General features: G+C 68.6%; 22 protein-coding genes, 2 tRNA genes and 1 pseudogene. 11 read left to right on the forward strand and 14 right to left on the reverse strand.

Features of this window, described 5'->3' with window-relative positions:
- From CTZ28_RS13400 to CTZ28_RS13415, 4 genes are all read left to right on the forward strand, one after another.
- Positions 1-420 carry a MaoC family dehydratase gene (locus CTZ28_RS13400; RefSeq protein ID WP_121889562.1) on the forward strand — a complete coding sequence of 140 codons (420 nt, stop codon included), beginning with the start codon at positions 1-3 and terminating at the stop codon, positions 418-420.
- Positions 420-1586, forward strand: a complete 1167-nt coding sequence (locus CTZ28_RS13405; protein WP_121889563.1) for a lipid-transfer protein — start codon at positions 420-422, stop codon at positions 1584-1586. The genes CTZ28_RS13400 and CTZ28_RS13405 overlap by 1 nt, the downstream gene beginning before the upstream one ends.
- A gap of 147 nt (positions 1587-1733) precedes the next feature.
- A complete protein-coding gene (locus tag CTZ28_RS13410; RefSeq protein WP_121889564.1) occupies positions 1734-2327 on the forward strand; it encodes a SigE family RNA polymerase sigma factor in 594 nt (197 codons plus the stop codon).
- Between the two features lie 167 nt (positions 2328-2494).
- Positions 2495-4150: a long-chain fatty acid--CoA ligase gene (locus tag CTZ28_RS13415; RefSeq protein ID WP_121889565.1), complete on the forward strand. Its 1656-nt coding sequence runs from the start codon at positions 2495-2497 to the stop codon at positions 4148-4150.
- Between the two features lie 110 nt (positions 4151-4260).
- Here CTZ28_RS13415 and CTZ28_RS13420 read toward each other — a convergent pair whose 3' ends face one another.
- Complete coding sequence (locus CTZ28_RS13420; RefSeq protein WP_121889566.1) at positions 4261-8667, reverse strand: PAS domain-containing protein; 4407 nt, start codon at positions 8665-8667, stop codon at positions 4261-4263.
- A 354-nt stretch (positions 8668-9021) separates the two neighbouring features.
- On the reverse strand, positions 9022-9555 hold the full coding sequence (locus tag CTZ28_RS13425; protein ID WP_121889567.1) for an SSI family serine proteinase inhibitor: 534 nt from the start codon (positions 9553-9555) through the stop codon (positions 9022-9024).
- Positions 9556-9726: 171 nt separating this feature from the next.
- Between CTZ28_RS13425 and CTZ28_RS13430 the strand changes: the two genes are divergently transcribed.
- A tRNA-Ser gene (locus CTZ28_RS13430) sits at positions 9727-9817 on the forward strand.
- A 199-nt stretch (positions 9818-10016) separates the two neighbouring features.
- A tRNA-Arg gene (locus CTZ28_RS13435) sits at positions 10017-10089 on the forward strand.
- 91 nt (positions 10090-10180) lie between these two features.
- On the opposite strand, the gene CTZ28_RS13440 is transcribed toward CTZ28_RS13435, so the two are convergent.
- From CTZ28_RS13440 to CTZ28_RS13470, 7 genes are all read right to left on the reverse strand, one after another.
- Positions 10181-11464, reverse strand: a complete 1284-nt coding sequence (locus CTZ28_RS13440; protein WP_121889568.1) for a site-specific integrase — start codon at positions 11462-11464, stop codon at positions 10181-10183.
- The gene (locus tag CTZ28_RS13445) at positions 11464-11646 is read right to left on the reverse strand and encodes a helix-turn-helix domain-containing protein (RefSeq protein WP_053560287.1); all 183 of its coding nucleotides are present in this window, start codon (positions 11644-11646) and stop codon (positions 11464-11466) included. Before CTZ28_RS13445 ends, CTZ28_RS13440 begins: the two co-directional genes overlap by 1 nt.
- Positions 11643-13130: a replication initiator gene (locus CTZ28_RS13450; RefSeq protein WP_121889569.1), complete on the reverse strand. Its 1488-nt coding sequence runs from the start codon at positions 13128-13130 to the stop codon at positions 11643-11645. The genes CTZ28_RS13445 and CTZ28_RS13450 overlap by 4 nt, the downstream gene beginning before the upstream one ends.
- A 148-nt stretch (positions 13131-13278) precedes the next feature.
- Positions 13279-13998 (reverse strand): DUF2637 domain-containing protein, encoded by a 720-nt coding sequence (locus tag CTZ28_RS13455; RefSeq protein WP_121889570.1) that lies wholly within the window; start codon positions 13996-13998, stop codon positions 13279-13281.
- A gap of 52 nt (positions 13999-14050) precedes the next feature.
- Positions 14051-14224 (reverse strand): hypothetical protein, encoded by a 174-nt coding sequence (locus CTZ28_RS46985; RefSeq protein ID WP_183154378.1) that lies wholly within the window; start codon positions 14222-14224, stop codon positions 14051-14053.
- A 13-nt stretch (positions 14225-14237) separates the two neighbouring features.
- Positions 14238-15641: an FtsK/SpoIIIE domain-containing protein gene (locus CTZ28_RS13465; protein ID WP_310887608.1), complete on the reverse strand. Its 1404-nt coding sequence runs from the start codon at positions 15639-15641 to the stop codon at positions 14238-14240.
- Positions 15642-15938: 297 nt separating this feature from the next.
- On the reverse strand, positions 15939-16298 hold the full coding sequence (locus tag CTZ28_RS13470) for a hypothetical protein (protein WP_121889572.1): 360 nt from the start codon (positions 16296-16298) through the stop codon (positions 15939-15941).
- Positions 16299-16469: 171 nt separating this feature from the next.
- Here CTZ28_RS13470 and CTZ28_RS13475 point away from each other — a divergent pair, with 171 nt between their 5' ends.
- On the forward strand, positions 16470-17000 hold the full coding sequence (locus tag CTZ28_RS13475) for a GntR family transcriptional regulator (RefSeq protein WP_121889608.1): 531 nt from the start codon (positions 16470-16472) through the stop codon (positions 16998-17000).
- A 1526-nt stretch (positions 17001-18526) separates the two neighbouring features.
- Here the strand turns inward: CTZ28_RS13475 and CTZ28_RS13480 are convergent.
- From CTZ28_RS13480 to CTZ28_RS13490, 3 genes are all read right to left on the reverse strand, one after another.
- Entirely contained in the window at positions 18527-19363 is an 837-nt protein-coding gene (locus CTZ28_RS13480; RefSeq protein WP_121889573.1) for a serine/threonine-protein kinase, read from the reverse strand.
- Between the two features lie 70 nt (positions 19364-19433).
- Complete coding sequence (locus CTZ28_RS13485; protein ID WP_121889574.1) at positions 19434-19886, reverse strand: glycine-rich domain-containing protein; 453 nt, start codon at positions 19884-19886, stop codon at positions 19434-19436.
- 195 nt (positions 19887-20081) lie between these two features.
- Complete coding sequence (locus tag CTZ28_RS13490) at positions 20082-20324, reverse strand: hypothetical protein (RefSeq protein WP_121889575.1); 243 nt, start codon at positions 20322-20324, stop codon at positions 20082-20084.
- A 113-nt stretch (positions 20325-20437) separates the two neighbouring features.
- On the opposite strand from CTZ28_RS13490, the gene CTZ28_RS13495 reads away from it, so the two are divergent.
- Positions 20438-21778, forward strand: coding sequence for an NsdA family TPR-like regulatory protein (locus CTZ28_RS13495; protein WP_121889576.1), 1341 nt, complete (start codon positions 20438-20440; stop codon positions 21776-21778).
- On the opposite strand, the gene CTZ28_RS13500 is transcribed toward CTZ28_RS13495, so the two are convergent.
- Positions 21756-22289: an NUDIX hydrolase gene (locus CTZ28_RS13500; protein ID WP_043407174.1), complete on the reverse strand. Its 534-nt coding sequence runs from the start codon at positions 22287-22289 to the stop codon at positions 21756-21758. The two genes, CTZ28_RS13495 and CTZ28_RS13500, sit on opposite strands and share 23 nt — an antisense overlap.
- A gap of 280 nt (positions 22290-22569) precedes the next feature.
- The gene (locus CTZ28_RS13505) at positions 22570-23244 is read right to left on the reverse strand and encodes a hypothetical protein (RefSeq protein ID WP_121889577.1); all 675 of its coding nucleotides are present in this window, start codon (positions 23242-23244) and stop codon (positions 22570-22572) included.
- 758 nt (positions 23245-24002) lie between these two features.
- On the opposite strand from CTZ28_RS13505, the gene CTZ28_RS13510 reads away from it, so the two are divergent.
- The 3 genes and pseudogenes from CTZ28_RS13510 to CTZ28_RS13515 form a co-directional block, all read left to right on the forward strand.
- The gene (locus tag CTZ28_RS13510) at positions 24003-24797 is read left to right on the forward strand and encodes a TIGR04255 family protein (protein ID WP_121889578.1); all 795 of its coding nucleotides are present in this window, start codon (positions 24003-24005) and stop codon (positions 24795-24797) included.
- A gap of 101 nt (positions 24798-24898) precedes the next feature.
- Positions 24899-25381 carry a hypothetical protein gene (locus CTZ28_RS46600; RefSeq protein WP_147481144.1) on the forward strand — a complete coding sequence of 161 codons (483 nt, stop codon included), beginning with the start codon at positions 24899-24901 and terminating at the stop codon, positions 25379-25381.
- A 665-nt stretch (positions 25382-26046) separates the two neighbouring features.
- A pseudogene (locus CTZ28_RS13515) lies at positions 26047-26298 on the forward strand (IS481 family transposase); the annotation flags it as partial.
- Between the last annotated feature and the right edge of the window lie 486 nt (positions 26299-26784).

Raw genomic sequence — 26784 nt, forward strand, 5'->3', positions numbered from 1 at the left:
ATGGCGGTGACGGCGGACCGGCCGGTGACGGCGGCGGGCGCGGAGCTGCCGCCGCTGGAGATCCCGATCACGCGCACCCTGATCGTGTCCGGTGCGATCGCGTCACGGGACTACCAGGACGTGCACCATGACGCGGAGCTGGCCCGGCGGAAGGGCTCCCCGGACATCTTCATGAACATCCTGACGACGAACGGCCTCGTCGGCAGATACATCACGGACCACTTCGGCCCGCGGGCCGTCCTCCGCCGGGTCGCCATCCGGCTCGGGGCGCCCAACTACCCGGGGGACACGATGGTGCTGAGGGGCACGGTCGAGCAGGTGGACGGCGACACCGCGACGGTACGCGTGGTCGGGGCCAACGCCATCGGCAGACATGTGACCGGGACGGTGACGGTCACCGTCCCGGCGGGGGGCGCGTGATGAGCGTGCGCGGCCGCGACGGGCTCGGCGGGCGGGCCGCCGTCGTCGGCATCGGGGCCACCGAGTTCTCCAAGGACTCGGGGCGCAGCGAGCTGCGGCTGGCGGTGGAGGCGGTGCGGGCCGCGCTGGACGACGCGGGGCTGACGCCGGGCGATGTGGACGGGCTGGTGACGTTCACGATGGACACCAGCCCGGAGATCACCCTGGCCCAGGCCTGCGGGATGGGCGAGCTGTCCTTCTTCTCCCGGGTCCACTACGGCGGCGGGGCGGCCTGCGCCACGGTCCAGCAGGCGGCGCTCGCGGTGGCGACGGGCGTGGCCGAGGTGGTGGTCTGCTACCGCGCGTTCAACGAGCGGTCGGGGCGCAGATTCGGCTCGGGCGTCCAGCACCGGGAGCCGTCGGCGGAGGGCGTGGCGCTGGGCTGGGCGCTGCCGTTCGGGCTGCTCACCCCGGCCTCCTGGGTGGCGATGGCGGCACAGCGCTATCTGCACGCCTACGGTCTGACCCCGGAGGCGTTCGGGCATGTGGCCGTGGCGGACCGCGGATACGCGGCGACCAACCCGGCGGCGTACTTCCACGGCCGCCCGATCACGCTCGCCGACCACGCGGCCTCGCGCTGGATCGTGGAGCCGCTCAGACTGCTGGACTGCTGCCAGGAGACGGACGGCGGGCAGGCGCTCGTGGTCACCTCCGTGGAGCGGGCCCGCGATCTGCCGCAGCCGCCGGCGGTGATCGCGGCGGCCGCCCAGGGCGCCGGCCGCGCCCAGGAGCAGATGACCGGCTTCTACCGCGACGACCTGACCGGCCTGCCGGAGATGGGCGTGGTGGCACGGCAGCTGTGGCGCACCTCCGGGCTGGCCCCGGCCGATATCGACGTGGGGATCCTGTACGACCACTTCACTCCGTTCGTGCTGATGCAGCTGGAGGAGTTCGGGTTCTGCGCGAGAGGGGAGGCAGCGGGCTTTGTGGCCGAGGAGCGGCTGCCGCTCAATACGCACGGGGGGCAGCTCGGGGAGGCTTACCTCCACGGGATGAACGGCATCGCAGAAGGGGTGCGCCAGCTGCGGGGCACAGCCGCCAACCAGATACCGGGGGCGGGCCGGATCCTGGTGACGGCCGGTACCGGAGTGCCCACATCGGGGCTGGTCCTGGCGGCGGACGACTGAGCCCGCAGGGGTCATCCCGGAGTACGGGTCGTCCCTCACTCCACCTTCAGGAGGTGTAGTCGACCCCACCCCTACAACCTGAGGGGGACTCTGCTTCGGGACCTGCGGCCGATCCGCCTCACTCAGCTCGCTCATAGCGTGGGAGCCATGACCACACCCGTCTGCACCAGCGCTTCGGACGCCGCTACGCCGGCGAGGCAGACCCGCCCCCACTCTCGGCTGCGCTCGAACGGGGGGACCCCCATCTATCCATCGTTCTCCTCGTACGTGAGGGACCGGCAGCCGGTCCTGTTGCGGACCGCCCGTTCGCTGACCGCGAACCCCAGCGACGCGGAGGATCTGCTGCAGACCGCGCTCACCAAGACGTATGTGGCGTGGGAGCGGATCGAGGACCACCGGGCGCTCGACGGCTATGTGCGCCGGGCGCTGCTGAACACCCGGACGTCGCAGTGGCGCAAGCGCAAGGTCGACGAGTTCGTGTGCGACGAACTGCCCGAGCCGGAGCCCGTGCCCGGCGAGGACGACCCGGCCGAGCGCCAGGCGCTGCACGACGCGATGTGGCGGGCGATCACCAAGCTGCCGGCGCGGCAGCGGGCGATGGTCGTCCTTCGGTACTACGAGGATCTGAGCGAGGCACAGACGGCCGAGGTGCTCGGAGTGTCGGTGGGCACCGTGAAGTCCGCGGTGTCGCGGGCGCTCGGCAAGCTGCGTGCGGATCCCGAGCTGGGGCTCGTTCGGTAGCGGGCTCTTCGCGGACTTTTCGCGGCTCTTCGCGGGCTCTTCGGGGGAACCGGGACGGGCCCGTGATGTGATCGATCGCTCGTCCCTAGTGACATACCGATCGGTATGTGCGCAGAATCGGGCCAGCCCTTACTGCCGCGTAGGCAATGTCGCCCCGGGAGGACGCCGTGCTGAGCACCATGCAGGACGTACCGCTGACCGTCACCCGCATCCTCGAGCACGGAGCGCAGGTGCACGGACGGTCCCGGATCACCACCTGGACCGGGCAGGGCGAGCCGCAGCGGCGCAGCTTCGCCGAGGCGGGCGCCCGTGCGGGGCAGCTGGCGCACGCACTGCGGGACGACCTCGGGGTGCGGGACGACGACCGGGTCGCGACGCTGATGTGGAACAACGCCGAGCATGTCGAGGCGTACTTCGCGGTCCCGGCCATGGGGGCCGTGCTGCACACGCTGAACCTGCGGCTGGCCGCCGAGCAGCTGAGCTGGATCATCGGGCATGCGGCCGACCGGGTGATCATCGTCAGCGGTTCGCTGATCCCGCTGCTCGCCCCGCTGCTGCCCGGGCTCACCACCGTGGAGCACATCGTCGTCTCCGGCCCCGGTGACCGTTCCCCGCTGGCCGCCGCCCGGGCGCGGGTGCACGAGTACGAGGAGCTGATCGCGGGCAGGCCGGCCACCTACGACTGGCCGGAGCTGGACGAACGCCGGGCCGCCGCCATGTGCTACACCTCCGGCACCACCGGCGACCCCAAGGGCGTGGTCTACAGCCACCGTTCCCTCTACCTGCACTCGATGCAGGTGAACATGGCCCAGTCCATGGGCCTGACCGACCGGGACACCTCACTGGTCGTGGTCCCGCAGTTCCATGTGAACGCCTGGGGTCTGCCGTACGCCACCTTCATGACCGGTGTGAACATGCTGATGCCGGACCGCTTCCTGCAGCCCGCGCCGCTCGCCGAGATGATCGAGAGCGAGCGCCCGACCCACGCGGCCGCGGTGCCGACCATCTGGCAGGGCCTGCTCGCCGAGCTGACCGCCAGGCCCCGGGACGTCTCCTCGCTCACCCAGGTCACCATCGGAGGCTCGGCCTGCCCGCCCGCGCTGATGGCGGCCTTCGACAAGCTCGGCATACGGGTGTGCCACGCCTGGGGCATGACGGAGACCTCGCCGCTGGGCACGGTGGCCCACCCGCCGGCCCACGCGGTGGGCACCGAGGAGGAGTTCGGGTACCGGCTCACACAGGGCCGGTTCCCGGCCGGCGTCGCCGCCCGGCTCACCGGACCGGGCGGCGAGCGGCTGCCCTGGGACGGCGAGTCGGCGGGCGAGCTGGAGGTCCGCGGGCCTTGGATCGCGGGTGCGTACTACAACGGCCCCGACGCCGAACCCCTGCGCCCCGCCGACAAGTTCAGCGAGGACGGCTGGCTCAAGACGGGTGACGTCGGCACCATCAGCCCGGACGGCTTCCTCACTCTCACCGACCGGGCGAAGGACGTCATCAAGTCCGGCGGCGAGTGGATCTCCTCGGTCGATCTGGAGAACGCCCTGATGTCCCACCCGGACGTCGCCGAGGCCGCCGTGGTGGCCGTACCCGATGACAAATGGGGCGAACGCCCCCTGGCCACCGTGGTCCTCAGAGAGGGCGCCACCGCCGACTTCGCAACCCTGCGCGCCTTCCTCGCCGAGGAGGGCGGCATCGCCAAGTGGCAGCTCCCGGAACGCTGGACGGTCATCGAGGCGGTACCCAAGACGAGCGTGGGCAAGTTCGACAAGAAGGTGCTGCGCAGGCGGTACGCGGACGGCCAGCTGGACGTCACCCGCCTGTGACCGCCGCGGTTCGCCGGCGCCCGAAGGGGCGCGGGGAACCGCGCGATCAGCCACGACGCCGCCGCGGACGCACGACAGCGCGTCGACGTCCGGCCTGTCCGGCGGAGCGCCTAGTTGGTGCCGATGCGTGCCAGCAGGTCGACGATGCGGGCCTGTACCTCGGCGCTGGTGGAGCGTTCCGCGAGGAACAGCACCGTCTCGCCTGAGGCCAGCCGCGGCAGGTCGGCCTGGTCGACGGCGGCGGTGTAGACGACGAGCGGGGTGCGGTTGAGCTGCCCGTTCGCGCGCAGCCAGTCGATGATCCCGGACTGGCGGCGGTGCACCTGGAGCAGATCCATCACGACCAGGTTCGGCCGCAGCTGCCCGGCCAGCGTCACCGCGTCGGCGTCGCTCGCGGCCCGTGCGACCTGCATCCCGCGCCGCTCCAGGGTCGAGGTCAGCGCCAGCGCGATCTCTGCGTGCTCCTCGATGAGCAGCACGCGCGGCGGATGCTGCTCGCTGTCCCGCGGCGCGAGGGCCTTCAGCAGGACGGCGGGGTCGGCCCCGTACGCCGCCTCGCGGGTCGCCTGGCCGAGCCCGGCTGTGACGAGGACCGGCACCTCCGCGGCCACGGCGGCCTGCCGCAGCGACTGCAGGGCGGTACGGGTGATGGGCCCGGTCAGCGGGTCCACGAACAGCGCGGCCGGGAAGGCGGCGATCTGCGCGTCGACCTCCTCGCGCGAGTGCACGATCACCGGACGGTAGCCGCGGTCGCTCAGTGCCTGCTGGGTCGTGACGTCCGGCGCGGGCCACACCAGCAGCCGACGGGGGTTGTCCAGCGGCTCGGGCGGCAGTTCGTCGTCCATCGGCTGCGGGTGCGGCGGGTCGGCGACCTCGATCGCGCCACCGGGACCGTCGAGCGGTTCGGGTCCCTCGGCGGCGTTCTCGTCCGGGGCGCCGATGGCGTACGAGCGTCCGGCGCCCTCGGTGCCCGGGGCGAGCCGTGACTGGCCGGCGAGCGACGGGTGCGTGGGCGGCTGCTCGGTCGGCGGGTGCGGACGGGCGCCCTGTTCCGTGCGCTGTTCCGTGCGCTGCTCCGTGCGCGCGGCGGGATCGGGCGGCGTGCCCAGTTTGCGCCGCCGGCCGGCGGCGTTCGGACCGTGCGGGGGAGGCGTGGCCGTCGGATGCTGCACCTGGGCCGCCTGCCGGCTGAACGGCACGCCCTGCCCCAGCGTGCGCACGCTGATCGCCCGGCCCTGGGTGGAGTTCGGGTCCACGGGGGCGTCGGCCGCCTCGGCGGGCAACGGCTGGGCCGTACGCGCCTGGGCTCCGGACTGCCCCGGCGGAAGCTGCGTGCCGGGCGCCGGGGTGTCGGCGCCGGGCACGGGCTGGACGGGGGGTGCCTCGGTGGCGGGCAGCGCGGCCGGGGGTGTCTCCGCGGGCAACGGCTGGGCCGCCGGCAGCAGACCCGGCTGCACCGGCTGTCCCGGCAGGGGGTGCTGCCCCGGCGCCGCCGACTGCGGCACGGGCTGCGCGGGCACCCCCTGCCCCGGGGCCGGCTGCACCCCCTGGACGGGTACGCCCGGCAGGGCCTGCGGAGCGGGGGCGGCCTGCGCCGCGACGCCCGGCTGAGCCATGCCCTCCGCCTGGACCGGAACGCCCTGCGCGGGCGTGCCCGGCGCCGCCGGACCCTCTCCCGGCTGGGCCACGGCCCGCCGCCGACGGCCCGTCGGCGCGCTGGTCGGGTGCGGCTGGGGCGGGGTGTGGTCCTCGCCCTGGTCATGCGGTACGGCGTCGTGCCGGCCGTTGTCCCCCGGCCCACCGACGCCGGCCACCTGAGCCTGCCCGGCGACCGGCATCTGCCCCGGGACCGGAACCGGGACCTGCCCTGGGACCGGTGCTTGCCCTTGTGCGGGCACGGGCATCTGTCCCTGGGCCGGGACCGCCATCTGTCCCTGAGCGGGGACTGACACCTGCCCTTGCGCGGGCACGGGCATCTGCCCCGGGACCGGGACCTGCCCTGGGACCGGCACTTGCCCTTGTGCGGGCACGGGCATCTGCCCCTGGGCCGGGACCGGCATCTGTCCTTGAGCCGGAACGACGCCCTGCGCCTGAGCCACGGCCGGTACTTGCACCGGCACCTGACCCGGCGCCTGCCCGGTCCCACCCCCGCTGCCGCCGCCGTTCCCGGCACCGGGCTCGGGCGAGCGGTCCGCCTCGGCGGGCGGCAGGGCGAACACCGTACGGGCGCCCGCCTCCTGCGCCGCGTTGCGCTCCGCCGCCGCGGCCAGCGCACGGCGCCGCCGCCCGGTCGGCTGCCCGCCCTCGGAACCGCCCGCTCCGGAACCTGCCGCCCCGGGGCCGACCGGAACCGGCCCGGCAGCCGGCGCGTTCTGGGTACCCGCCGGCGGCAGGGCAGGAGGCAGAGCCGCCTGCTGCTGCTCGCCGCCGTCGCCCGGGGCGCGCCGGCCGGCGGGCGCGGGCACGCCGGCCGGTGGCACGGTCCCGCCGAGGCCGGTGCCCGAGGCGGCGGTACCCGCCGCGTGCTCGGCCGCCGTCATGACGGCGCCCTCGGCCACGCCCTGGTCCCCGTCCCCGGCGTCCTCGGCGGGGCGCCCACGCCGCCGCCCGGTGCCGTTGGACGCCTCCGCGCCCTCCGCCGGCACCGGCGCCGCCTCCTCGGCCGCCCGCCTCCTGCGCCGCCCGGTCGGCGCGGGCGCCTCCGGGCCGGCCCCGGACTCGCCGGGCACCTCGCTCTCCAGGAAGGCGTCCACGGAGGACCGCCGGGCCCGCCGCCGCCCGCCACCGGAGGTCTGCTCGGCCGGGGCGGGCATGTCGGAGGCGAGGGCGGGCAGAGCCGGAGCCGGGACGGCGCCCGCACCTCCGCCGATCGGCACTTCGAGCACGTACGCGCTGCCGCTCATGCCCGGCACCTCGTGCGTCTGCAGCACGCCGCCGTGGGCCCGTACGATCCCGCGCACGATCGGCTGGTGCACCGGGTCTCCCCCGGTGTACGGGCCGCGCACCTCGATCCGTACCACCTCACCGCGCTGCGCGGCGGCCACCACCACGGTGTTGTCCAGGTAACCACCGGCGGACACGGGCGAGTTGCCGGTCGCGTCGACCCCGGCGACATCCGCCACGAGGTGCGCGAGCGCGGTCGCGAGCCGCTGCGGGTCCACCTCGGCCTCGATGGGCGGCGCGTGCACGGCGAACTGCACCCGGCCGGGCCCGATCAGCTCGACGGCACCGTCGATACCCGCGGCGACGACCGCGTCGAGCATCACCTTCGTACGGGTGATGTCGTCCGCGCCCGTGTCGAGCCGCTGGTAGCCGAGGACGTTGTCGATCAGCTGGGTGATGCGCGCGTAACCCGCGGACAGGTGGTGGAGCACCTGGTTGGCCTCCGGCCACAGCTGGCCGGCGTCGTCGGCGGCGAGGGCCGCGAGTTCGCGGCGCAGCTCGTCGAGGGGGCCGCGCAGGGAGCCGCCGAGCAGGGTGAGCAGCTGCTCGTGCCGGCCGGACAGCGCCTCGTAGCGGTCCTTCTCCCGCTCGCCGAGCGCGGCGTACCGCTCCTCGCCGGACGCCAGCTCCTCGGCGTGCCGCTCGCGCAGCTCCTCCAGCTCGGTCACGTGCTGCTGCCGCAGGGCGGTGAGGTCGGAGGCGTGCTCCTCGGCGAGCCGCTCGATCTCCTGCGCGTGCAGCTTGTCCGCGGTGGCCTTCTCGTCGGCCAGGGTGTCGTACGGCCGCCGGTCGGTGAAGGTCATCACGGCGCCGACCAGCTGGTCGCCGTCGCGCACGGGCGCGGTCGTCAGGTCGACCGGTACCTTCTTGTCGCCCTTGGACCACAGCACCTGCCCGCGCACCCGGTGCTTGCGCCCGGAGCGCAGGGTGTCGGCGAGCGGCGACTCCGGGTAGGGGAAGGGCGAGCCGTCGGCGCGGGAGTGCAGTACGAGGGTGTGCAGCTCCTTGCCGCCGAGTTCGCCGGCGCGGTAGCCGAGGATCTGGGCGGCGGCCGGGTTGACGAGGACGATCCGCCCGTCGGTGTCGGTGCCCACGACGCCTTCCGCGGCGGCCCGCAGGATCATCTCGGTCTGCCGTTGCGAGCGCGCCAGCTCGGCTTCGGTGTCGACGGTCCCCGACAGGTCGCGCACGACGAGCATCAGCAGCTCGTCGCCGGTGTAGCCGTAACCGTCGTACGCCTGCTGCCCGTTCTCCAGGTTCGCGCTGGTGACCTCGACGGGGAACTCGCTGCCGTCCGTCCGGCGGGCGACCATCCGCGTGGGCTTGGTCCGCCCGCGCGGGTCGATGTGATCGGGCCGCCGCATCGAGCCCGGGATCAGACGGGAGTCGAACTGGGGCAGCAGATCGAGCAGCCCGCGCCCCACCAGAGCGGTGCCCGGGGCCTCGAAGGCCTCCAGCGCGATGGAGTTGGCGTTGACGACGGTCCCATTGGCGTTGACCAGCACCAACGCGTCGGGCAGCGCGTCCAGTATGGCTGCGAGGCGAGCAGCGCCTCGGGATGGCCTGCTGCTCACGAGACGCTTCCTCCCTGTTACCGCACCTTGCCGACCGCTCGTGCCATCTTGCCAACCGGCCCGCAGCGTGTCACGCGAGGGAGTCTAAAGGCAGCGGTTGCGCTCGGGCCCCCGGATGAGAGGGAGGTCGCACGACGAAGTGACGGGGAACGTGTGACCGCATGCCGTCGGCGTCGCGAGACCTTCGCGGGACATCTGCGGGATTTCTACGGGACTCCTGTGGGACTTTTGCGGGACTTCTGCGGGACCGGGGATTCCGCCATGAACGGCCTGTGAACCCCCGGTCGCCGACAGCCGGGCCCGTCCGATCGCCCGATCGTCGGACCACCTGATCGTCCGGTCGATGGATTGTTGTCAGGACCCCAGGTTCGGCAGGAGCGGCACCATCCGGTCCCACCGGGTGATCTCGCACCCGTCACCGCGGTCGAACCTGGCGTCCACCGGGCGTCCGGCCCAGGTGCCGGTGACATGGGCTGTCGCCGGACCGCCGTACAGCATGGTGCAGACGCTGCCCTCCGGGACCGGGGCGAACGGCTCGCTGCCCCAGTGGGTGTTCCGGTCGACGGCGGCGCAGGCGCCCCGCACGTCCGGGTGGGTGCCGGCGGCGGGGTGACAGAGCAGTTCGTACGTCCCGTCGCGCCCCGGGCCGGCGTGGCGCACGGTGACGATCAGCCGGTCGCCGAAGCGGCCGGGCCGGTCCTCGTCCCGGACGGGCGGCGGCGCGGAGGTGGCGGCGGAGGCGGCCCCGGCGGGGGCGGTCCCGGCGGCCACGGGAGCGGCGGCGACGGCGGGTGCGGCGGCGACGGCGGAGAGCGCCGTGACGGAGAGCGCGGAGGCGACGGCGAGGGCGACGGCGGTGCCGACGGTTCGCGAGGTGACCAGCAACATGACCTGACCAACGCTTCAGACCGCCGGACGTTGCGCAGGCGGCCCGCCGACGACGAGGGCTTTGCTCTGTGGCCCGACTGCCTAGTACCGTGGGGGGCGATTGGTGACAGCACGCTCGACTGTGTCATCATCTGCACGCACCACTCGCGCGCTCGCGTGAGCGGTAGTGCTGGAGGCGTCGCCTAGTCCGGTCTATGGCGCCGCACTGCTAATGCGGTTTGGGCCTTAAAGCCCATCGAGGGTTCAAATCCCTCCGCCTCCGCACCTGAACACCGAGGCCCCGGTCCACCTGGACCGGGGCCTCGGTGTCGTGGCCCTCACGCACCCCGCCATTTGGGTGTTTTCGCAGGTCACAAGGGGTGAGCGGAATGGATTTCACATGGCGGCGGCAGTCATGTAATGTTCTTCCTGTCGCCGCGAGCGGGCCGGAAGGACCAGGAACGGCAAGAAAAACAAAACAAGCACTCGTAGCTTAACGGATAGAGCATCTGACTACGGATCAGAAGGTTGCAGGTTCGAATCCTGCCGAGTGCACAGCACGTCAGAGGCCCTGTGGAGTGATCCACAGGGCCTCTGTCTTATGCCTTGACGGCAGTGTTTGACGGCAACCGGATTCGGGGGTCGATCACACGGCTACCGGGACACCGGCCGCGCCGTCATCGTCGTCCGGATCGTTGCCGTCACCCCTCAGCGCGTCGCCGACGCGATCGAAAGCGGAACGCTGGGAGTCGAGCCGGACGAAGGTGTAGATGTCCATGGTCACTCGGATCGAGCTGTGGCCGAGGACTTCCATGATCATGCGGGCGTCGGCGCCCTGCTCGTGGAGGAGCGAGGCGCAGGTGTGGCGCAGGTCGTGAAAGCGGACCTTGCGGACGCCGGCGCGGACGCACAGCACCTCGAAGGAGCGGTTCAGGTTGCGCGGCTCGATGGGGGTCCCGTTCTTGGTCGTGAAGACGAGTCCGTGACCCGTGCCCTTCCAGTTGTCCCCCGCGCCCTTCCGGTCGGCGATCTGCTGTGCGCGCTGGGCACGGAGCGCCGTGACGCACTCGGCAGGCAGGGCCACGCGACGGGCCGAGCGCTGAGTCTTCGGCGCGACGATCAGCAGTTCACCACCGACGCGCTGTAGAGCCTGCCGGACCGTGAGGACGCCTTCGTGAAGATGGACGTCCGACCAGCGCAGGCCCAGCAGCTCACCGCGCCGCAGGCCGATGCGCACCGCCAGCTCGTACGCGGCCCACAGGCGGTTGTCGCGGGCCGCCGTCAGGAGCTGACGCCCCTCCTTGGCGGTGAGCGGTTCGATCTCGCGCTTCGTTCCCATGCTCAGCTCCACGTTCCGGGCCACGTTGCGCGGCAACTCGTCCTCACGTACGGCGTGCTGGAGAGCGGCACGCAGGATCACCAGCAGGAAGCGCACGGTCCGGTCAGAGGGGAGCTTCTTGCAGCACTTCCGGAGGGCGCAGCAACGCCGCTTGTGCTCCGGCCGCTTCTTGTCCTTGCCCTGTGCGCAGCACTGGCAGGTGACCGCCGTCTTCGCGAGGAAGGCGCGGATGTCGCGAGCGGTGAGCCGGACCAGCTTCTTCTTGCCGAACTCCGTGGTGACGTAGTTACGGACGAGGGATTCGTAGTTGACGTAGGTCGTCCTACGGACCTTGCCCTTGGCGACGTTCGTCAGCCAGTACGCCAGATACTCGGCGATCGTCATCTTGCTGGTGGCGACCGGCAGACCGTTGAGGGAGTCTGCCTTGAGCTTGGTCAGCTTCTCGTGCGCCTCGTCCCAGGTCTTGCCGTAGACACTGCGCCGCTTGTACGTGCCGTCCGTCGTCAGGACGTACGCACTGCCCTCCCAACGGCCGTCCTTGCGCTGGTAGATGGTGCCCTCGTTGTTGGCGTTCTTCTTCGGCGTGGCCATCAGGCAGCTTCCTGTTCGGTCTGGAGGGATATGTACGCGTGCACGGCGGATTCGCTGATACGGCGGCAGCGGCCGATCTTGAAGGAGGCGAGTTCGCGCGAGCGGATCAGGTCGTGGACCTTCCAGCGGCTGATGCCGAGACGCTCGGCAACCTGGTCCACGGTGAGCACAGCGGTCGTCATGCAGGCACCAGCCCTTCGTGCTTGAGGCGTGCGGTGTGGGCGATGTCGTGGCGGACCTGGGCGGCGAGGAGTTCCTCGCCAGGGCGGTAGCCGCTGCTGAGGTAGGTCCACGAGGAGGCGGTGACGAGGGTGGTGTTCTCGTCGGTGGCGGGGAGGCCGGCGCGGGCGCGGGCGGCTTCGGCCTGGGCCAGTCGCCAGGCTCGGCGTACGTCGCGGAGAGCGCCGAGGGTGGTGGAGTAGGCCCGGGACTTGGTGGAGAAGTGGCCGCGGAATCCGAGCATGTGAGCCCACTTCCAGAGCTTGAGTTCGGCGAACTCCGGCAGGTGGCCCAGGTCCCAGGCGGTACGAATCATCTGTCGTACGTGCTGCTGGATGGGTAGGGCCTTGATGGGTTCGGCCTGTCCGGTGCCGTCGCAGTCGGCGCACCGGTCGTGGAAGCCATCCGGGCCGCGTACGTAGCCACGTCCGGCGCAGGGGCGGCACAGCAGGGTCCGGTCCACGGTGCCCGCACCTTCGGCGTTCTTGGTGGCGTACTTGGCGACGTATCCGGCGACCTTGGCGTCTGTGTACTCGGCAACGCGGGCGTCGGTGAGTTCGCCGTCGCCCAGGGCGGTGATGGGGTCGACCTTGTACCGGCCGCCCCAGGCGATGACGCGTTCGCCGATGGCGTCGGAGGCGACGATGAGCCGGGCACGCTCGACGGCCAGGCCCACGGCGGCCCTCAGGGCGGCGAAGGTGGCCCAGGGCGGGGGCGGGGTGGTGTGGCCGTCGGGTCCGTCGAAGCGGATCACGGCGTGGAAGTGGACCAGGCCGCGCTTCTGGTACTCGGCGACCTTGGCGAAGGAGACGCGGAGGGCGGCGGTGAGGGCCTTCTGCGTCATGCCGAGGTGTTCGGCCAGGGCGCGGCGCAGGTAGGTGGTGAAGCGTGCCCAGAGCTGTCCGGCGTGGGCGTTCCAGAGCACGGCGCCGGTGTAGTCGTACGTGGCCGGGTCGAGCGGGGTGCCCAACGCCGGGTCTCCCTCGGGGTGTTGGGCGCCGCAGCCGCAGGACCGGGCCTTGCCCGTGCTGTCGGTCTTGCGGTTGTGGACGGGGCCGAAGGACGGAGCGGTGAGGGTGACGAAGGCGCGGGGGTGGTCGCGGACGGTTTCGGCGACGTTCTTGCCGCCGGAGAGTCCGGCCTTGATGAGGTGGTAGGTGTCGGCGGCGTAGACGCGGGAGCAAGCGGGGCATCGGGAGGAGCGCCGGTTGCCGCACGTGGTGAGGAGACGCCCGGAGGGTTCGTCCTCGGAGCGGTAGGAGCGGACCACTTCCTTGGTGGTCTGGTCGGTGGTGACGGTCCAGCCGTAGAGGCTGACGGGGTTGGTGCAGCCGTGCAGGTCACGGACCTGTTCGTTGACGCGGTCGAAATCGTGGGTGTTGGCCAGTTCGATCAGGTCCCGCAGGCTGGGGCTGATGACGTGGCGCAGGTCGAGGGGGCGGCGCATGGGTGGCGGGGTCTCCCTTCTGGCGTGGGGGTGGGACCTGCGGGCAGCAGCGATCAGCGCTCGGGCTGCTGCCCGCAGGCATGGCAGGTCGGGCCCAGGAGTGGGCGAGGGTGTGAAGTGCCGGAAGGCTGGCGGGGAGAGCGCGGCTCTACAGGGCGGCGTGCAGGGCGGTGGCCATGGGCAGGCCGATGCCGAGCCGCATCTTGAGCTGGGCCGGAGTGATCGTTTCTCCGTGCTCGGCGTGGTGCGATGCCGCGATGGACCGTGCTTCGGTCAGCAGCGGTTCGGGGACCTTGACCGCAGGCGCGGCCGGAGCCGGAGCAGTGAGCGGAGCGACCGGGGTCGGGGTCGGTACCGGCGAGACGGGCGGGGCAGTTGCCGCGACGTGCGCGGGCTCGGCGGGGGCCGGGGCAGGCTCTTGGGCCGCTTCTGTCTCGGTGGCGGGCGCCGGTTCGGCTGCATGGGTGGCGACCGCGTGGAACGAGCGGAGGAGCTGCGGGCCGACCGCTCCCCAGCCGAGGAGGAGCAGGGGTGCCACGGCGTCGATTGCGGCGCGGCCGTAGTGTCCGGCGACGGCGGGTTCGGCGATGTTGAGGGCCAGGGTCAGCAGGCCGGAGACGTGCATCAGGCGAGTGGCCGCCTTCATCTGCTCGGGTGGGACGCCGCGCAGGGAGAGGTAGCGCAGGGCCACCAGGAGCCCGACCACGGACAGGTCGACCATGGGCGCGATGAGCGGCGCGATGGGGGCGGGGACGCCCAGGCGCAGGGCCAAGGCCCAGACGTTGCCGAAGGAGAAGACGAACGCCAGGAGGGCGATGATGCCCATGACCACGGTCACAGTGCGCTGGGTGATCCGGTCCTCACTCATGGGGAGTTCACCTCCTTTCGCGGTGTCGGTGGGGAAGTTGGGTGGGGGCGGGTCAGGGCTTCGGGGCGAGGCCGGCCAGGTAGGCGGTGTTCGGGCCCAAGTAGGTCTCCAGGAACCGGCGTTCGTGGGTGTTGGCGACGCGGTACGCGGCGATGCCGATCCGACCAGCGCGGTCGAGGTCCCCGGCGATGATCGCCTTGCGCATGTGCCGGACGTAGATCCTCATGACGCGGCGCATGTCAGGCCGCCACGGCGGGGGGCTCGGACTCACCCTTGGTGAGGTCCACGACGTTCCGTCCGGTCAGGTCCTCCAGGAGCTGGGCCGGGTGGCGCACCAGGTGGCAGGTTTCTGCGGCGACGCGGGCGGCGTCCTCGTCGGCGACGTAGGGGGTACGGATGCGGATGAACCCGGGGCGGCCGTGCTGGGACATGACCGCGACACCGACGTAGGCGGGGTCCTGGAGGTTGACGGGGCTTGCATCGGGCCATTCGCGGATGTCGTCGCCGAGGGCGGCCACGGCGGCGTCAGCGGTCTTCTGCGCGAAGGACAGGCCGACCGGGCAGACATCGCGGATGAAGGTGGGGATGGCGTCCCCGGTGGTCTTCTGCGTGGTGAGCAGAGCCAGGAAACCGACCGATCTTCCCTTCTTCACCAGGTCCTCGACGAGGCGGGCGTTGTCCGCCGCGAGCGCGGCCAGCCGCTTCGTGGCCGGGTCGGAGCCCTTGTGGTCACGGAAGTAGGTGTGGGCCTCGTCGATGACGATGACGACCAGTGGCCAGTCATCCGAGGGGCCGACGTGCCACATGTTCTTCCTGCCCAGCACGCTGCGGATGCTCGCGGAGCGGGCGCGGCGCAGCTCCACCAGCTCCTTGAACAGCTTGTTCGCTTCCTCCAGGTCGTCCCCGCAGAACGCGAACGCCCGGTGGACGAGGTCGGCGTAGTCGCCCTCGTAGGCGTGGGAGACCTTCCCGTCGAAGAACACGAACTGAACGGCTGGCGAGGGCGCCCAGTCGCACACCAGCCGGTTCACGCACGAGGTCTTCCCGAAGCCCGGCAGACCGCCGACCGCCACTCCAGGCACTTCCTTGAGGGGCACGAAGACGGGCATGCCGTACTCGTCCACCCCCAGTTCCCACTTCGCGTATTCCTCCGGAGGGCGTCCGGTGGGCACGTGAACGGTCCGCGTGATCAGCGGGTCCACGCGCACGCCGCGCAACACGACGTGTCCGGGCCTGTCCCCCGGCAGCGCTGACACACGGGTCATACGCCAGGCGTCTGCCAGGTAGGGGGCGGCCTTCTGGAACTCCGCCAGACCGACGCCCGGCAGGCAGCCCGCCCGCGCGATCACTCCGTACGCGTCATGCGTGACTTTCAGGGCCGGGACCAGGACGCGCGGCTTGATCGGCTTGCCGTCTGTGTTCGCCAGCGATGCCATGGCGGTCGGCATCTTGTCCGTGGCCGACAGGTTCAGCATCTGCGCGAGTCGCTTCCAGGTCCGCCGAACCCGAACGGCCTGCCGGATCGACTGCCGGGTCATGGCGTCGGCCCGCAGGTAGCGGACCACCCACACCAGCGCCCACACGGCGATGCCAGCCAGCCCCACCCCGACCAGAACGGGGGCGTAGCCCATCACCTCAGTCACGTCGCTCAAGGTCACTTCGCTTCCTTCTTTCGATTCCGGTTCCGGGTGCCTGCTGAGGGTGTTGGCGCAGCGAGGATCAGACAGATTTCCGCGCGCCGCACCGCTTCAGCAGGCGGAAAGCCGTGGTTCGCCCACATCGCCGCGACGAGGCGAACCCTGTCGTCGTGACCGGCGAGCGTCAGGCAGATCTCCGCATGGCGAAGGGCCGATGCGGGTGGAAAGCCCGCGTTTCCTCCCACACCGCCGCGACACTGTGAAGCTGGGTGTCGCGGCCGGCGCGGAAGAAGTCGGTGCCGCTCACGCCCTCTCAGTGGCCGGGGCCGAGCCGCCGACCAGGTCAAGACGGTCCGCGCGGTACGCGATGCCGTCCGAGAGCGACCCGTTGAAGATCCGGGCCCACGGGGTGGCGAACAGCTCCACCGGAATGACCGGCACGCCGGGCTTGAGGCCGTTGGGGAGACCGGTCTCCGGAACGGTGACCTTCATGGCCTCCGCCCGGTCCTCCTCCATGAGGAAGAGAGTGACCGTGAACAGCTTCGCGCCGGTCTCACGGTCGGTCGCGAACTGGGTCTTCTCGGCGTCCGAGTACTTCGGAACCGCCATGTTGCCGACCATGAACGACGTGGACGGGAGCAGGCCAACACGGATACGAGCCATGGGTGTTACGTCCTTTCGGTAGGTGCTCCGCCAGGTGGCGGGGCGTGATCAATAGAACCTCGCTCACCTAGCAGTGTCAAGTGAGTAGAGGGTGCTAGGTAGGTGGGGTTATGGGTGTGCGTATGTCAGATGGGTGTGCTAGGGCAGCTAGATCTCGCTACCCTGATAGCTATGACGCCTGCTAGCTCTGCTAAGCCCGACCGTCGGCCGCCCTATCAGCACGCGGCCGACGAGCTCCGGCGCGAGATCAAGGCGGGCCGCTATAAGCCGGGCGAACAGCTCCCCTCTTACCGCGAGTTGCAGGAGCGCTTTGGGGTGGCGAACATGACCGCCCGCAGCGCACTCGGGGTGCTCCGGGAGGAAGGGCTGATCTACACCATCCAGGGCCGGGGCAGCTTCGTCAGTGACTTCGAAGGCACGGGTGTCGACTACACCGCGCCGGCTTGGTACCTCCGGAACTCGACCGGGGCCCCTGTCGAGGAGGCTGCCGATAGCTCCTCCCGTGCCTGGCCACCCGGCGAGAAGATTCCTCTCGGTGACTCCGGCGAGGGGAAGGCCGGCGGCTCGGACGTCGCCGATCCCTCCCTCACCGACATGCTCAGCGCGTTGCGCGACGAGATCAGAGCGCTCAGTGCCGAGCATCAGGAACTGCGCCGGGAGTTCGAGGAGTTGAAGAAGGCGCAGCAGACGCCGCGTTCCTGAGCCGCGTGACTTCTTCTCGCATTTCCCTCGCTTCGTGGCAGAGCCTTGCCACAGTGGCCGTCATCTCGCGGATCAGTGCGGCCATCTCTGCCGACTCCCGGTTGTGAATGTCGATCAGCTCCTTTCCTGTGCTGGGTATCTGCTCGGTCATCTCTCCCCGTTCACCGGCGCGCCGTTGTTTCGTGTGGTCCTCACCCAACCGCCGGGGGCTTGCCCGAAGGCTTGCCCAGCGGCCATGTGCCACCGGACCGGGGCTTGCCCGTACCATCCGGCAAGCCGTCACCGAGGTTGTTGCGACAGGTCTACCGGTCGGACCGGACACGTACGAGGCTTGCGGCGCCGCGCTCCCGTCGGACGGGCTGAATCCGTCCTTCGATTTCGTCAGCGTCCCGGCAGGCGGGAAATCGCGATTCTGCGCGCGCACGCCACTCGTCCTTCCAGTCGTCGGCCAGGAGCATCAATAGTCCGGAGAATCGCCGGTTTGGGTAACCGGCACTTCGGTGCTACGTTGCGCGGCTCGGTCCATCCGGGACCGCCTATAGGGGTGTCGAAATCCGCATCGGTGTGACCCCCATTTCTGTGATCCATGCCACTTCCCCATCTCTGATCGACCTCCCGTACTCGCTTGCTACAGGTGTCAAAAGCCCTGCCCGTGTGACACCTCATTTTGTGATCTGGGTCTCTTGATAGAGGTGGCCCGTTGGGCGCGCTTCGCTCATCCCGAACTATGCGGCCCCCAGCCTGTGGATAAATTCCGCAGACTCGCAGAACGAATAGGCATAAATAGCACCTCAAGCGACCATAAGGTCATCGAAGCCGTGGAACGGATGGGAAGGCGGGGACAGCGCATGGTCGTGCAACCGGCCAGGGGCCCAGTACAGCGGAGCTGTTCAGAGTTTCTTTACTGGATCAAGGCGGCCCGCCTGCGGCGGGCCGCGCGCTGGCGGCCAAGGGCCGCCGCCGCTCCTTGTCTCCGCCACCGCTCCGGCGGCCCCCACCCGCTCAGCGCGCAGCCCTGCCAAGGCGGACGACCAGAGCAGGAAGCAACCTGACCACTCCGGGCACAGGACCAGGCCGACGCGCACCCAGCGTGACCACGCCACCAACCACCCACCGATCGACGCCGCATGGCCCACAGAGCCGCAGCCCGAGCCCAGAGGACGGGCCGCGTCGGCAACGTCCAGGTCCGAGCGAGGTGCGGCCCGTGACGATGGAAGAAGCGTGGCTGAGGACGGCATGGGGTTGCTGGATACACACGTGACGGGTGCTCAGTCGGCGCACCCGCCGTCGTGGCTGACATTCGCTGGCTCAGCTCAGAACCCTCTCCAACTCGACATCGCAAGCCGGAGTTGCAGCCGCACCCACGTTCGAGCACGCCAACCACCCCGGTACCATCGGCACCGGGGTCCTGATCAGGGCTTCCGCGACCGGACCACCCGGAATGCTGTCCAGGCTGAGGGGTGGTCCGGTCTTTGAGTTGTCGGCCGTAGCCGTGCGAGCGGCGCCGACGAACCGGCGCTTCGGAATCAGCTCAGAGCCTTGCCCACCTCGTAGATGGTGGGCCGGTCCCCTGGCGTATGGCTGAGCATCGCGTCGATCAACTCGCCCAGCTCACCAGGCGCCTTCACGGGCCGGCGACGACCGGCCGCCACGGCCTCTCTCTGCACCGAGCGCGGAGCGTCGTCCGGGTACTCCATCGCCCGCCAACCGGTAGCGGAGATCAGCAGGGAAGCCCCGAGCGCGTACACGTCGGCTTCCTGAGTCGGCTCGGCTTCTCCGGTGTCGAGCAAGCTGCGGGCGATCTCCGGTGCCTCGTAGTGGACGAGGCAGCCGCGGAACGGGAAGTCGTACCCCTCAGGCACGTTGCCGCCCTGGGCAAGGGCGAGGTCGATGAGGTGCGTTCGTTCCGGGCCGATGATGAAGTGGGCGGGCTGTACGTCACCGTGTGCCCAGCCTTTGGCGTGGAGTTCGGCCAGTACCTCGACGCAGCCCCGCGCCACGCTGGTGTGTGGTGCGATGGACGAGTCCGGCCTACGACAGGGCTCCCAGAGCTGGTACAGGTCTGGCCCTTCGTGCCACGGCTGGAAGTTCCAGGTACCGCGCTCCCATTCGCCGTATGCGAGGTCGACCAGGCCGAGGCGCAGCAGCACGGCCCCTTCGCGTGCGGGGGCGAGGGCGGTCCAGGGCTGGGCGGCCCATTCGGCCGTGGCCTCGATCGGGTAGCCGACTTTCACGGCGTAGTGGCCTCGATGGCTTTCCACCTCCCACACCATGGAGCCCCGGCGGTCGAGGACCAGGCGCTGGGACGTGGGCATGAGCGCGTCGAGCACCACGATCGGCAGTTCAGGGGGTGACCCGGGCAACGTCTGTTCTCCTTCCGGGCGAACGCGGCCGACCACGAGTCGAGGCCGGCCGCGTCGCTGCTGTCGTGTCCTACTCCTGATAGTCCTGACCGTACGGACGGCCGCAGTCCGAGTCGCACTGCGCGAGGTTCGTGCCGTCCACGGTCCACAGGTCGTCGAAGACCTTGAACCCAGCCGCCTTCATGGCGCGTGCCGCGGTGATGACCATCAACAGGTCGCGGGGCCCGCCGCCCGGCTTCGGGTTGTGGTGCAGGAAGCGGCCCGCGTACCGGTCGCACAGCCTCGCGTACTCCTTCGTGTGCAGGATCAGCGCGTGCAGGCCGAGGTCCACGTCATCGGACGGGACCATGGGGACGTTGGCCGTGGCTGCGGTGACCAGGAAGGCGACCGCCTGGTCTGCGATCCGCTCGGCGCGCTCGGGCGACTGCCCGTTGTGGACGACCACGAAGTGGGCGAGGCTCTCGAACAGCTCCTCACCAGCCACCGCGCGACCGGTCTTCAGATCGTTCACCGTTGCCGTCATGCGAGTACTCCTTGTGTGTGGCGGTGCGTGGTTGGATGGCCGACCCCGAACGGGGAAGGGGGAGCCGGGGAGTTGGCACCCGTCCGGAGCGGCCCGTCTACTGGCCCATGGCGAGAGCCATGCAGATCACCAGGCCGCACGAGCCGCTGATCATGATCACGAACAGGACTCCTGCGTACCGGCCGACAGCGCGTATCACAGCCCACCCCGACTGTTGCGGTTCTTGATCGACAGGCGGGCGCTCAGTTCCTCGCGTGGACTCGGCGCCACCACGTTGTCCGGGATGGCATCCCATTCCTTGCCGCCGCCGATCGGCCTTATCTGCACTCGACCGCCGACCGCACCCATGACGACGCCGATCCGGTCTCGGGCGCTGTCCTTCGCCAGTTCACCGACGCCTGGTCTGGTCTGCTGGTTGCTCGCCATGGAAAGGAGCATCGCGATCCGGGGACCCTTGCCAAAAGGTCAGGCTGATTACCCAACTTGGGTAATATCGCGGCAAGTAGAGAAACAGCGACGTTGCGTAGCCCTCGCAGTGTGGGAGCTTGCCGATGCCCGACGCCGACCGGCCGCAGGAACTGCCAGCCAGGCTGCTCACCGATCCCGAGATGATCGACGCGTGCCGAGTGCGGGACTTCGCCAGAGTCTTCCGGCTGGTGAAGACCAAGGCCGGCATCTACCCGTCCATGATCGCCAGGCGCTGTGAGCTGACTCCTAGCCGTGTCGGTGAAGTCATCGCCGGGCAACGCCAGTTGCAGCACATGGACGTCATCGAGCGCATCGCGGACGGTTTGCGCATCCCCGGACACATGCTGGGGCTCGCCCGTCGGGTGTGGGAGACACCTCAAGCTCTCGTGGTCACCGAGCGAGATGTAGCCCAGGAGCCGGAACCCGAGCCGCAGACCCACGCCGCTCTACCTGGCCCCGACGTGGACAGCATCCTGGCCGTGGCCACGCGAACGAGCCTGAACGCAGCCACACTTGAAGCCTTCCGCTCCTCCATCGAGGACTACTGGCGACGAGACGACCAGCACGGAGGCGAGGCACTACGGCCGGCCATCGTCGGCCAGCTCCGCCATGTCGTCGGACTCTTGAAGGAGAACCGACCACCGTCCATCCAGCACGGCCTGTACGGAATCGCCGCCGAGCTGGCACGCCTCACCGGCTGGACCTACTTCGACGCCCGCCAGTACAACCAGGCCCGCGCGTACTTCACGGAGGCCCTGCAACTGGCCAAGGAGATCGACGACCGCCAGTTCATGGCCAACGTCCTTGCCTGTATGAGCTTGCAGGGCACATACCAGGACAAGCCCGCTGACTCGTTGGCCTTCGTGACGGCCGCCCAGGACCAGGCCTGCTCGGCCGTCGACACCACCCCACGGGTCCTGTCCATGCTGTCGATGCGCGAAGCCTTCGCTCACGCCACTCTCGGCAACCGGGACTCCACTCACCAGGCGATCGGGGAGGCGCACCGCCACTTCGAGCGGATTCGGGTGAGCGACCCGGACCCGTCCTGGGTGTCGTACTTCGACGAGACGAAACTGATCGTGGACACGGGGATCGCTCACGGCCGACTGGGCGAAGCAACCACCGCCGAACCCCTGATCGCCGACGCATTGCGGCGCGAGGCCCGCACCAACCAGCGCGGCCGGGCGTTTCACTCGTTCTGGCTTGCCCGTACGCAGCTGGATCAGGGCAAGCTCGACCAGGCGTGCCACACCGCCACGCAAGCACTGGAACCGGCGTCGGCCGTGGCGTCCGAGCGCGTGTCAGGCCATCTTCGGGAGTTCTACGACCAGTTGGCCCCACACAGGCAGGAGCCCGTAGCCCTGGCCTTTGAGGCACGGCTACGGGAACTCCTCCCGCCAGTTAGCGGATCGCTTCGTCCATGAGCAGGTAGAGCAGACCGACGAGCGAACCGCTGCTCACGACCTCCCGGCGGTCGATCATGCCTCGCACCTCTGAGAGAGGAATCCATTCGATGCGGTCGGATTCGTTCTTCTCTGTGGGAGGCCCGGCGTAGGTAGCGCCGTCGATCCGGAAGACATGGTGCTGCGAGTCGGTGATCCCGTTGGCCGGCTCCGCGTAGATCAAGGGCTTGATGGGGCCGGGACGCCAGCCCGTCTCCTCCAGCACTTCGCGCGCTGCCGCCTCCTCCGGAGTCTCGCCCTCCTCGACCAGGCCCATGGGCAACTCCCAGGCCCACGAGTCGGTGATGAAGCGGTGCCGCCACATCATCAGGACCTCTTGACGGTCGTTGACCACGGCGGCCACGGCCAAGTGCCGCAGACGAACAACGTGGTACTCCCACCTGCGCCCGTCAGGCTGCTGGACGTCGACCAGACACAGATTCACCCACTTGTTCGTGTAGATCTGTCGCTCACCGTGCGTCTTCCACTCCATACCTGCGACCCCTCTCGATCGGTCTCCAGGATCTCAGACCGGTTCGGAGGCGGGCGTACGTTCAGCCCTTTTCACGTCACCTTGACGAGATGTCCGATGGGATCGGCCGCCTGCATCGTCACTCCCCGCTCTCACCCGCTCTGTGATCTCGGCGGGCTCGGCACGGTTTTGTCGGCGCGGGGACGGCACCGGGGCTTGCTTGAACGGCCGTGAACGGGGCTGAATGAGAAGGAGACTGCGACGGACGTAGCCCGCAGCAGAGGGCCGTACGGCTGGCGAGCTACTTCTGGCCGGGTGTCCATTTCATGCCGAGCCGGTAAGCCCGTGAGATCACGTCCTGGATGGCAGGGCCGTCCTGCGGGGTAAACCACCTCACCTCGCGCCCCACGACGAGTTCGCCCTTTTGGCGCTTGATTAGGGCAATCGCGCACGCGTGGCCCTGGGGCGGGCACTCGTCGAGGCGTACCTCAAAGCTGTCGCCGCGATCAGAGGTGAGGGTCACTACTGCGTCGAGGCCGCGGAAGTCCCCGGAACCGTTGTAGATGTAGACGAAGAGCAGGAGCTTCGAGAACTCGGCTTGGTGGTCGAGATTGATCACTAGGTTCTCGCCTGCGGCTCGGGTGCCGGATCGATCGTCCGCGTCTAGTGCGACATAGGGGAAGCGATCCACTGCACCGAATGCGTTGCCGAGGGCCTGCACGACGGTCTTGCTGCCATCGCTGCATCTGATCATGCAGCCAAGGTCGAGATCCACGTCCTTGGCTGCGCTCGCCCGCAAGGAGGCTCGCATCCTCCGGAACCAACCACCACCTACCTCCTGGGCTTCTCGCTGTGCCACTGCCCGAGGTGAGGTCCAGTTCAGGTTGACCCGGATCAGCCCTGAAGTCACGCCGTGCTTGTCCAACGAGACTGTAGGTGACGCCTTGGTCAGAACCACTACTCCGGTCTGAGTCATCTACGCAGTTCCTTTGGGAGGGAAAGAGATCAATGGGCGGGCTCGGCGCCACGGATGTCGTGTGAGCGCCGGAAGTGACATCTCATAGCAGTTTGGGCTGACGAGGAACGGTTTTGTGCACCTGTAACCATCTTGTCGCCAGTGGGTGGTCCCGCCACGTGCTGCCAGCAGGCGGGAGTTCGGACGGCGTGCTTGCTCCACGTGACGGCCGGCCCAAGCGCGCACGTCGAGCAAGTCCTGCTCTCAGCTTGGGAAGCTTGGGTCACATAGAAGCGGTTGCTGCGCTGACCTGCTGCGGAGCGGCCTCGGACTGCGGCTGACCCCTTTCGTCGGTTCCCTGGTGTTCCCCGATGTTCCCCACACGATCTGGCGCGTGTCTGGCACGGTCTCCGGGGGCCACTGGCAGGGCTCCGCTGCTCTGAGGGGGTAGGTGCGTGTCCGGCGGATAGCAGCGCCATGAGGCCATCCAGCGCCTACCGGTCAGCCAATGGGAACGGCGCGGTGCAGTTCATTGAGCGGTGCAGTTCATTGATGGGTGCATGCCAGTGTTGGATGTTGCGTGATTGTGAGCCAACCGCTAGCTGGGGCACACAGTCCACCAGTAGGGTCGCGGCACAGTCGGCTCCTGGACTAGTCCACTGCATGCATGTGCAAAACGTGACACAGTGGACACCGTTAAAGCTTCGCAGTAACGGACTGAGTACAACTGCTGTTAGTTGCGTAGTTGATGTGGGTAACCTGGAGAAGGGGGTGTCGCTATGGCGAAAAAACTGAGCTTCGTTCGGCCGCCTGTGCATTCGGTGGTGCTCAGCGTCTTCCTGCAGCCGCTGTCGAAGCTTCGAACACTTGATCTAGCTCCGCTGCGTGTGGAGTGGCGCCATCAGTACCCCGAACTGCAAGAGCTAACTCCGCTTCCATCCTGGGGCCCGCAAGAGCCAGAGTCTGTCCAGTTCGTTCAGTCGGGACTCTCTTGGCCTATGCCGATGTGCGTCTTCGTCACGGAAAGCGGCGATCGGAGAATTCGTTTTCAGTACGACCGATTTGTTTTTTCTTGGCACTTCCAGCCTGACGGTTCCGGATATCCGGGGTTTGAGGCACTCAAGGCAGAGTTGAGTGAAAAATTTGAGCGCTTCAGTAAACTCTCTCACGAGGCAGTAGGGGAGATCCCTGAAGTTAAGCGCGTGTCGGTAGAATACGTTAATAATCTACTCGGCATGACGGCTCATGAAGCCATGGCGGGTGTCTTGACGGGGTGGAAGGCCGAATGCGCTTTCCCATTCGCTAAGCCTGACTACTCTGGTTTTCGCGTGCACTATTGCGAGTATGAAGAAAACCCTAGTATCGGTGTCCTGGTGGGAGTGGATTCGGCAGTTGGAGAGGGCGTCGAGGACGAGATCCCTGATAGTTCGAATCTGAGTCTCAGTGCGGAATCTGATATCGAGTCTGATTCAGACTTCTGGGGTGCGTTGGATGATGCGCATGATGTGGTAACTGGCGTCTTCGAAAAGGTGACTAGTCAGCGCATGCGTCAAGGGTGGGGGGAAACGGAATGACTGCCTGGAGTTTGTATGCCGCCGATCCTAGCGGCTGCAATTCGTCTCTCGGTTTAGCGAGAGATTTCTCGCGTGCCAGCAGGCGGGGAGAGCCTGCTGGAATGTGGCTGATCCGTAAGGTTGCACCTCGCTTGGCCGGAGAGGGTAGCCCTTCGCATCTTCAGCCGCTCGGCGCGTCGACGAAGCTGGAGCTGCAGATGTACATCAGCTCGAAGCTCCGCGAACTTCGCTCCCTTGAGGCCGGCTGGGATGGTGGTCATGCCGAGCCTATCGCTCAAAGTGTCACGCACCAAGCTTATCGAGTTCTGGATCACCTAACCGAAAGCCAAAGCGTTTACCCATTCCTGACGCCGACTGCTGAGGGTGGGGTTCTGGCAGAATGGCGCGCTGGGAAAGAGCGTCTGGAGATCGAGTTTTCTCCGGGAGAGCCTCCGTACGTTTATGCCGCCAATATTGACGGTGAGTCGCGGGTCGACGGTTACTTGAGCGATAGGGGAATCGCCTTGGAGGCCAAGCGAGCCCTCAAGGAGATCTCGCTCAGGGTTTGGGCCAGTAATCCCACGTGGAAGAGACTGTTTGTCTGACACGGCCTGGTGGGGGAGGGAGTCTTGGCCTTGGAAGATTCATCCGCGTGGGATGATCCAGATATCCTGGACAGTGAAATGCTGTATCGGCGCGTACCGAATGTGCCTGATTTCCTCGTCCCTGACCTTATTAGCGAAGTGAAGACGCCTAGTCGCGCTGCTTTTCAGTTCAATCCTGACGGTATATCTGTTTACCGTAAGACGCTACTGGATGAGAACAATCTTGGGCCTGATTCGGTGACCAAAAAGCCGGGCCAAATGGTGTTCGCTTTCAACGCTTCAGTACCCCGTGGATGCGGCGTTGGGGTCGTCTTTGATCCAGTAGACGACCCTCCTGCTGGATTTGCACACTCACTTGTTAGGGGTGAAAAACCCCGGCCTGATAGAGCGAAGAGGGCAGAGGTTGGTGATGCCCTTGCTGAGGCATCAGAGCGCGTGTACTAAGGCCGTGAGGTCGGTGGAGCGGCTTTAGGGCGAGTGATCATGGCCCAGTAAGCTTCCCCGCGCGTCGGGCATTTGGTGGACCTGTCCCGTAAAGACACGACGTTGGGGCCATGATCTTCGAGGCTCACGCCAAAATGGCTCCGTAAAGCCGTGGAGTCGATCGCCCCAGTCACGATGTACCCCTTCTCTGGCATCAGGCGGCTGATTGCTGGGCGCGCTGCCCGCCGCCCTGGCCCCGTGTGGAGCCGGTCCGCATCCAGCGGCGGATCAGCGCGGTGGGCACGATCATGGTCTGCCGACAGGTTGTCTCTCTTGGCCGCCCCTACGTGGGCCAGACCGTGACCGTGCACGTGTCGGACTCGACCCTCACGGTCGAGCTGGACGGCCAGGTTCACATCATCCAGCGCACCACCGACATCCCCGTCCGCCATGTGAAGGCGAACAAGCCCTACAAGGTTTCCGATGTTGTCTAGGCCCGCCGTCAAGCATCACATGGGATCAGAACGTCAGCCATCAGCTGGGACTAGACACAATCTGCAGAGACCGACTGCTGGAGTGGTGGTGGCCAGAGTCGGTCTCGCTGGAGCTGCGGCGGGCCGGCTGGCAGGCCGTCATGGCGACGGTGCGACCGGTCGGAGTTGACGGCAGTGCTGACGGCAACGACGGCACACGGACGCACATGATCGCTGGCTTGCGCAATCGGAGTGGGAGGCCGTTGGCTCCCCTCACGGCAAGCTGCCCGATCCTACGGATCAGAAGGTTGCAGGTTCGAATCCTGCCGAGTGCACACAGGTCAACGGCCCCTCAGGATGATCCTGAGGGGCCGTTGACATCAACGGCTGACATCAACGCGGCCCGAAGTGCCGATCACTCCTCGGCGTGTGGCTCCTGCCCGCCGTCTGATTCCTCCGTCGGCTCGTCCAGTCCAAGCGCGTCGTCCATCCGATCGGCGGCGGCCT

The sequence above is a fragment of the Streptomyces shenzhenensis genome (assembly GCF_003688995.1).
Classification (GTDB): Bacteria; Actinomycetota; Actinomycetes; order Streptomycetales; family Streptomycetaceae; genus Streptomyces; species Streptomyces shenzhenensis_A.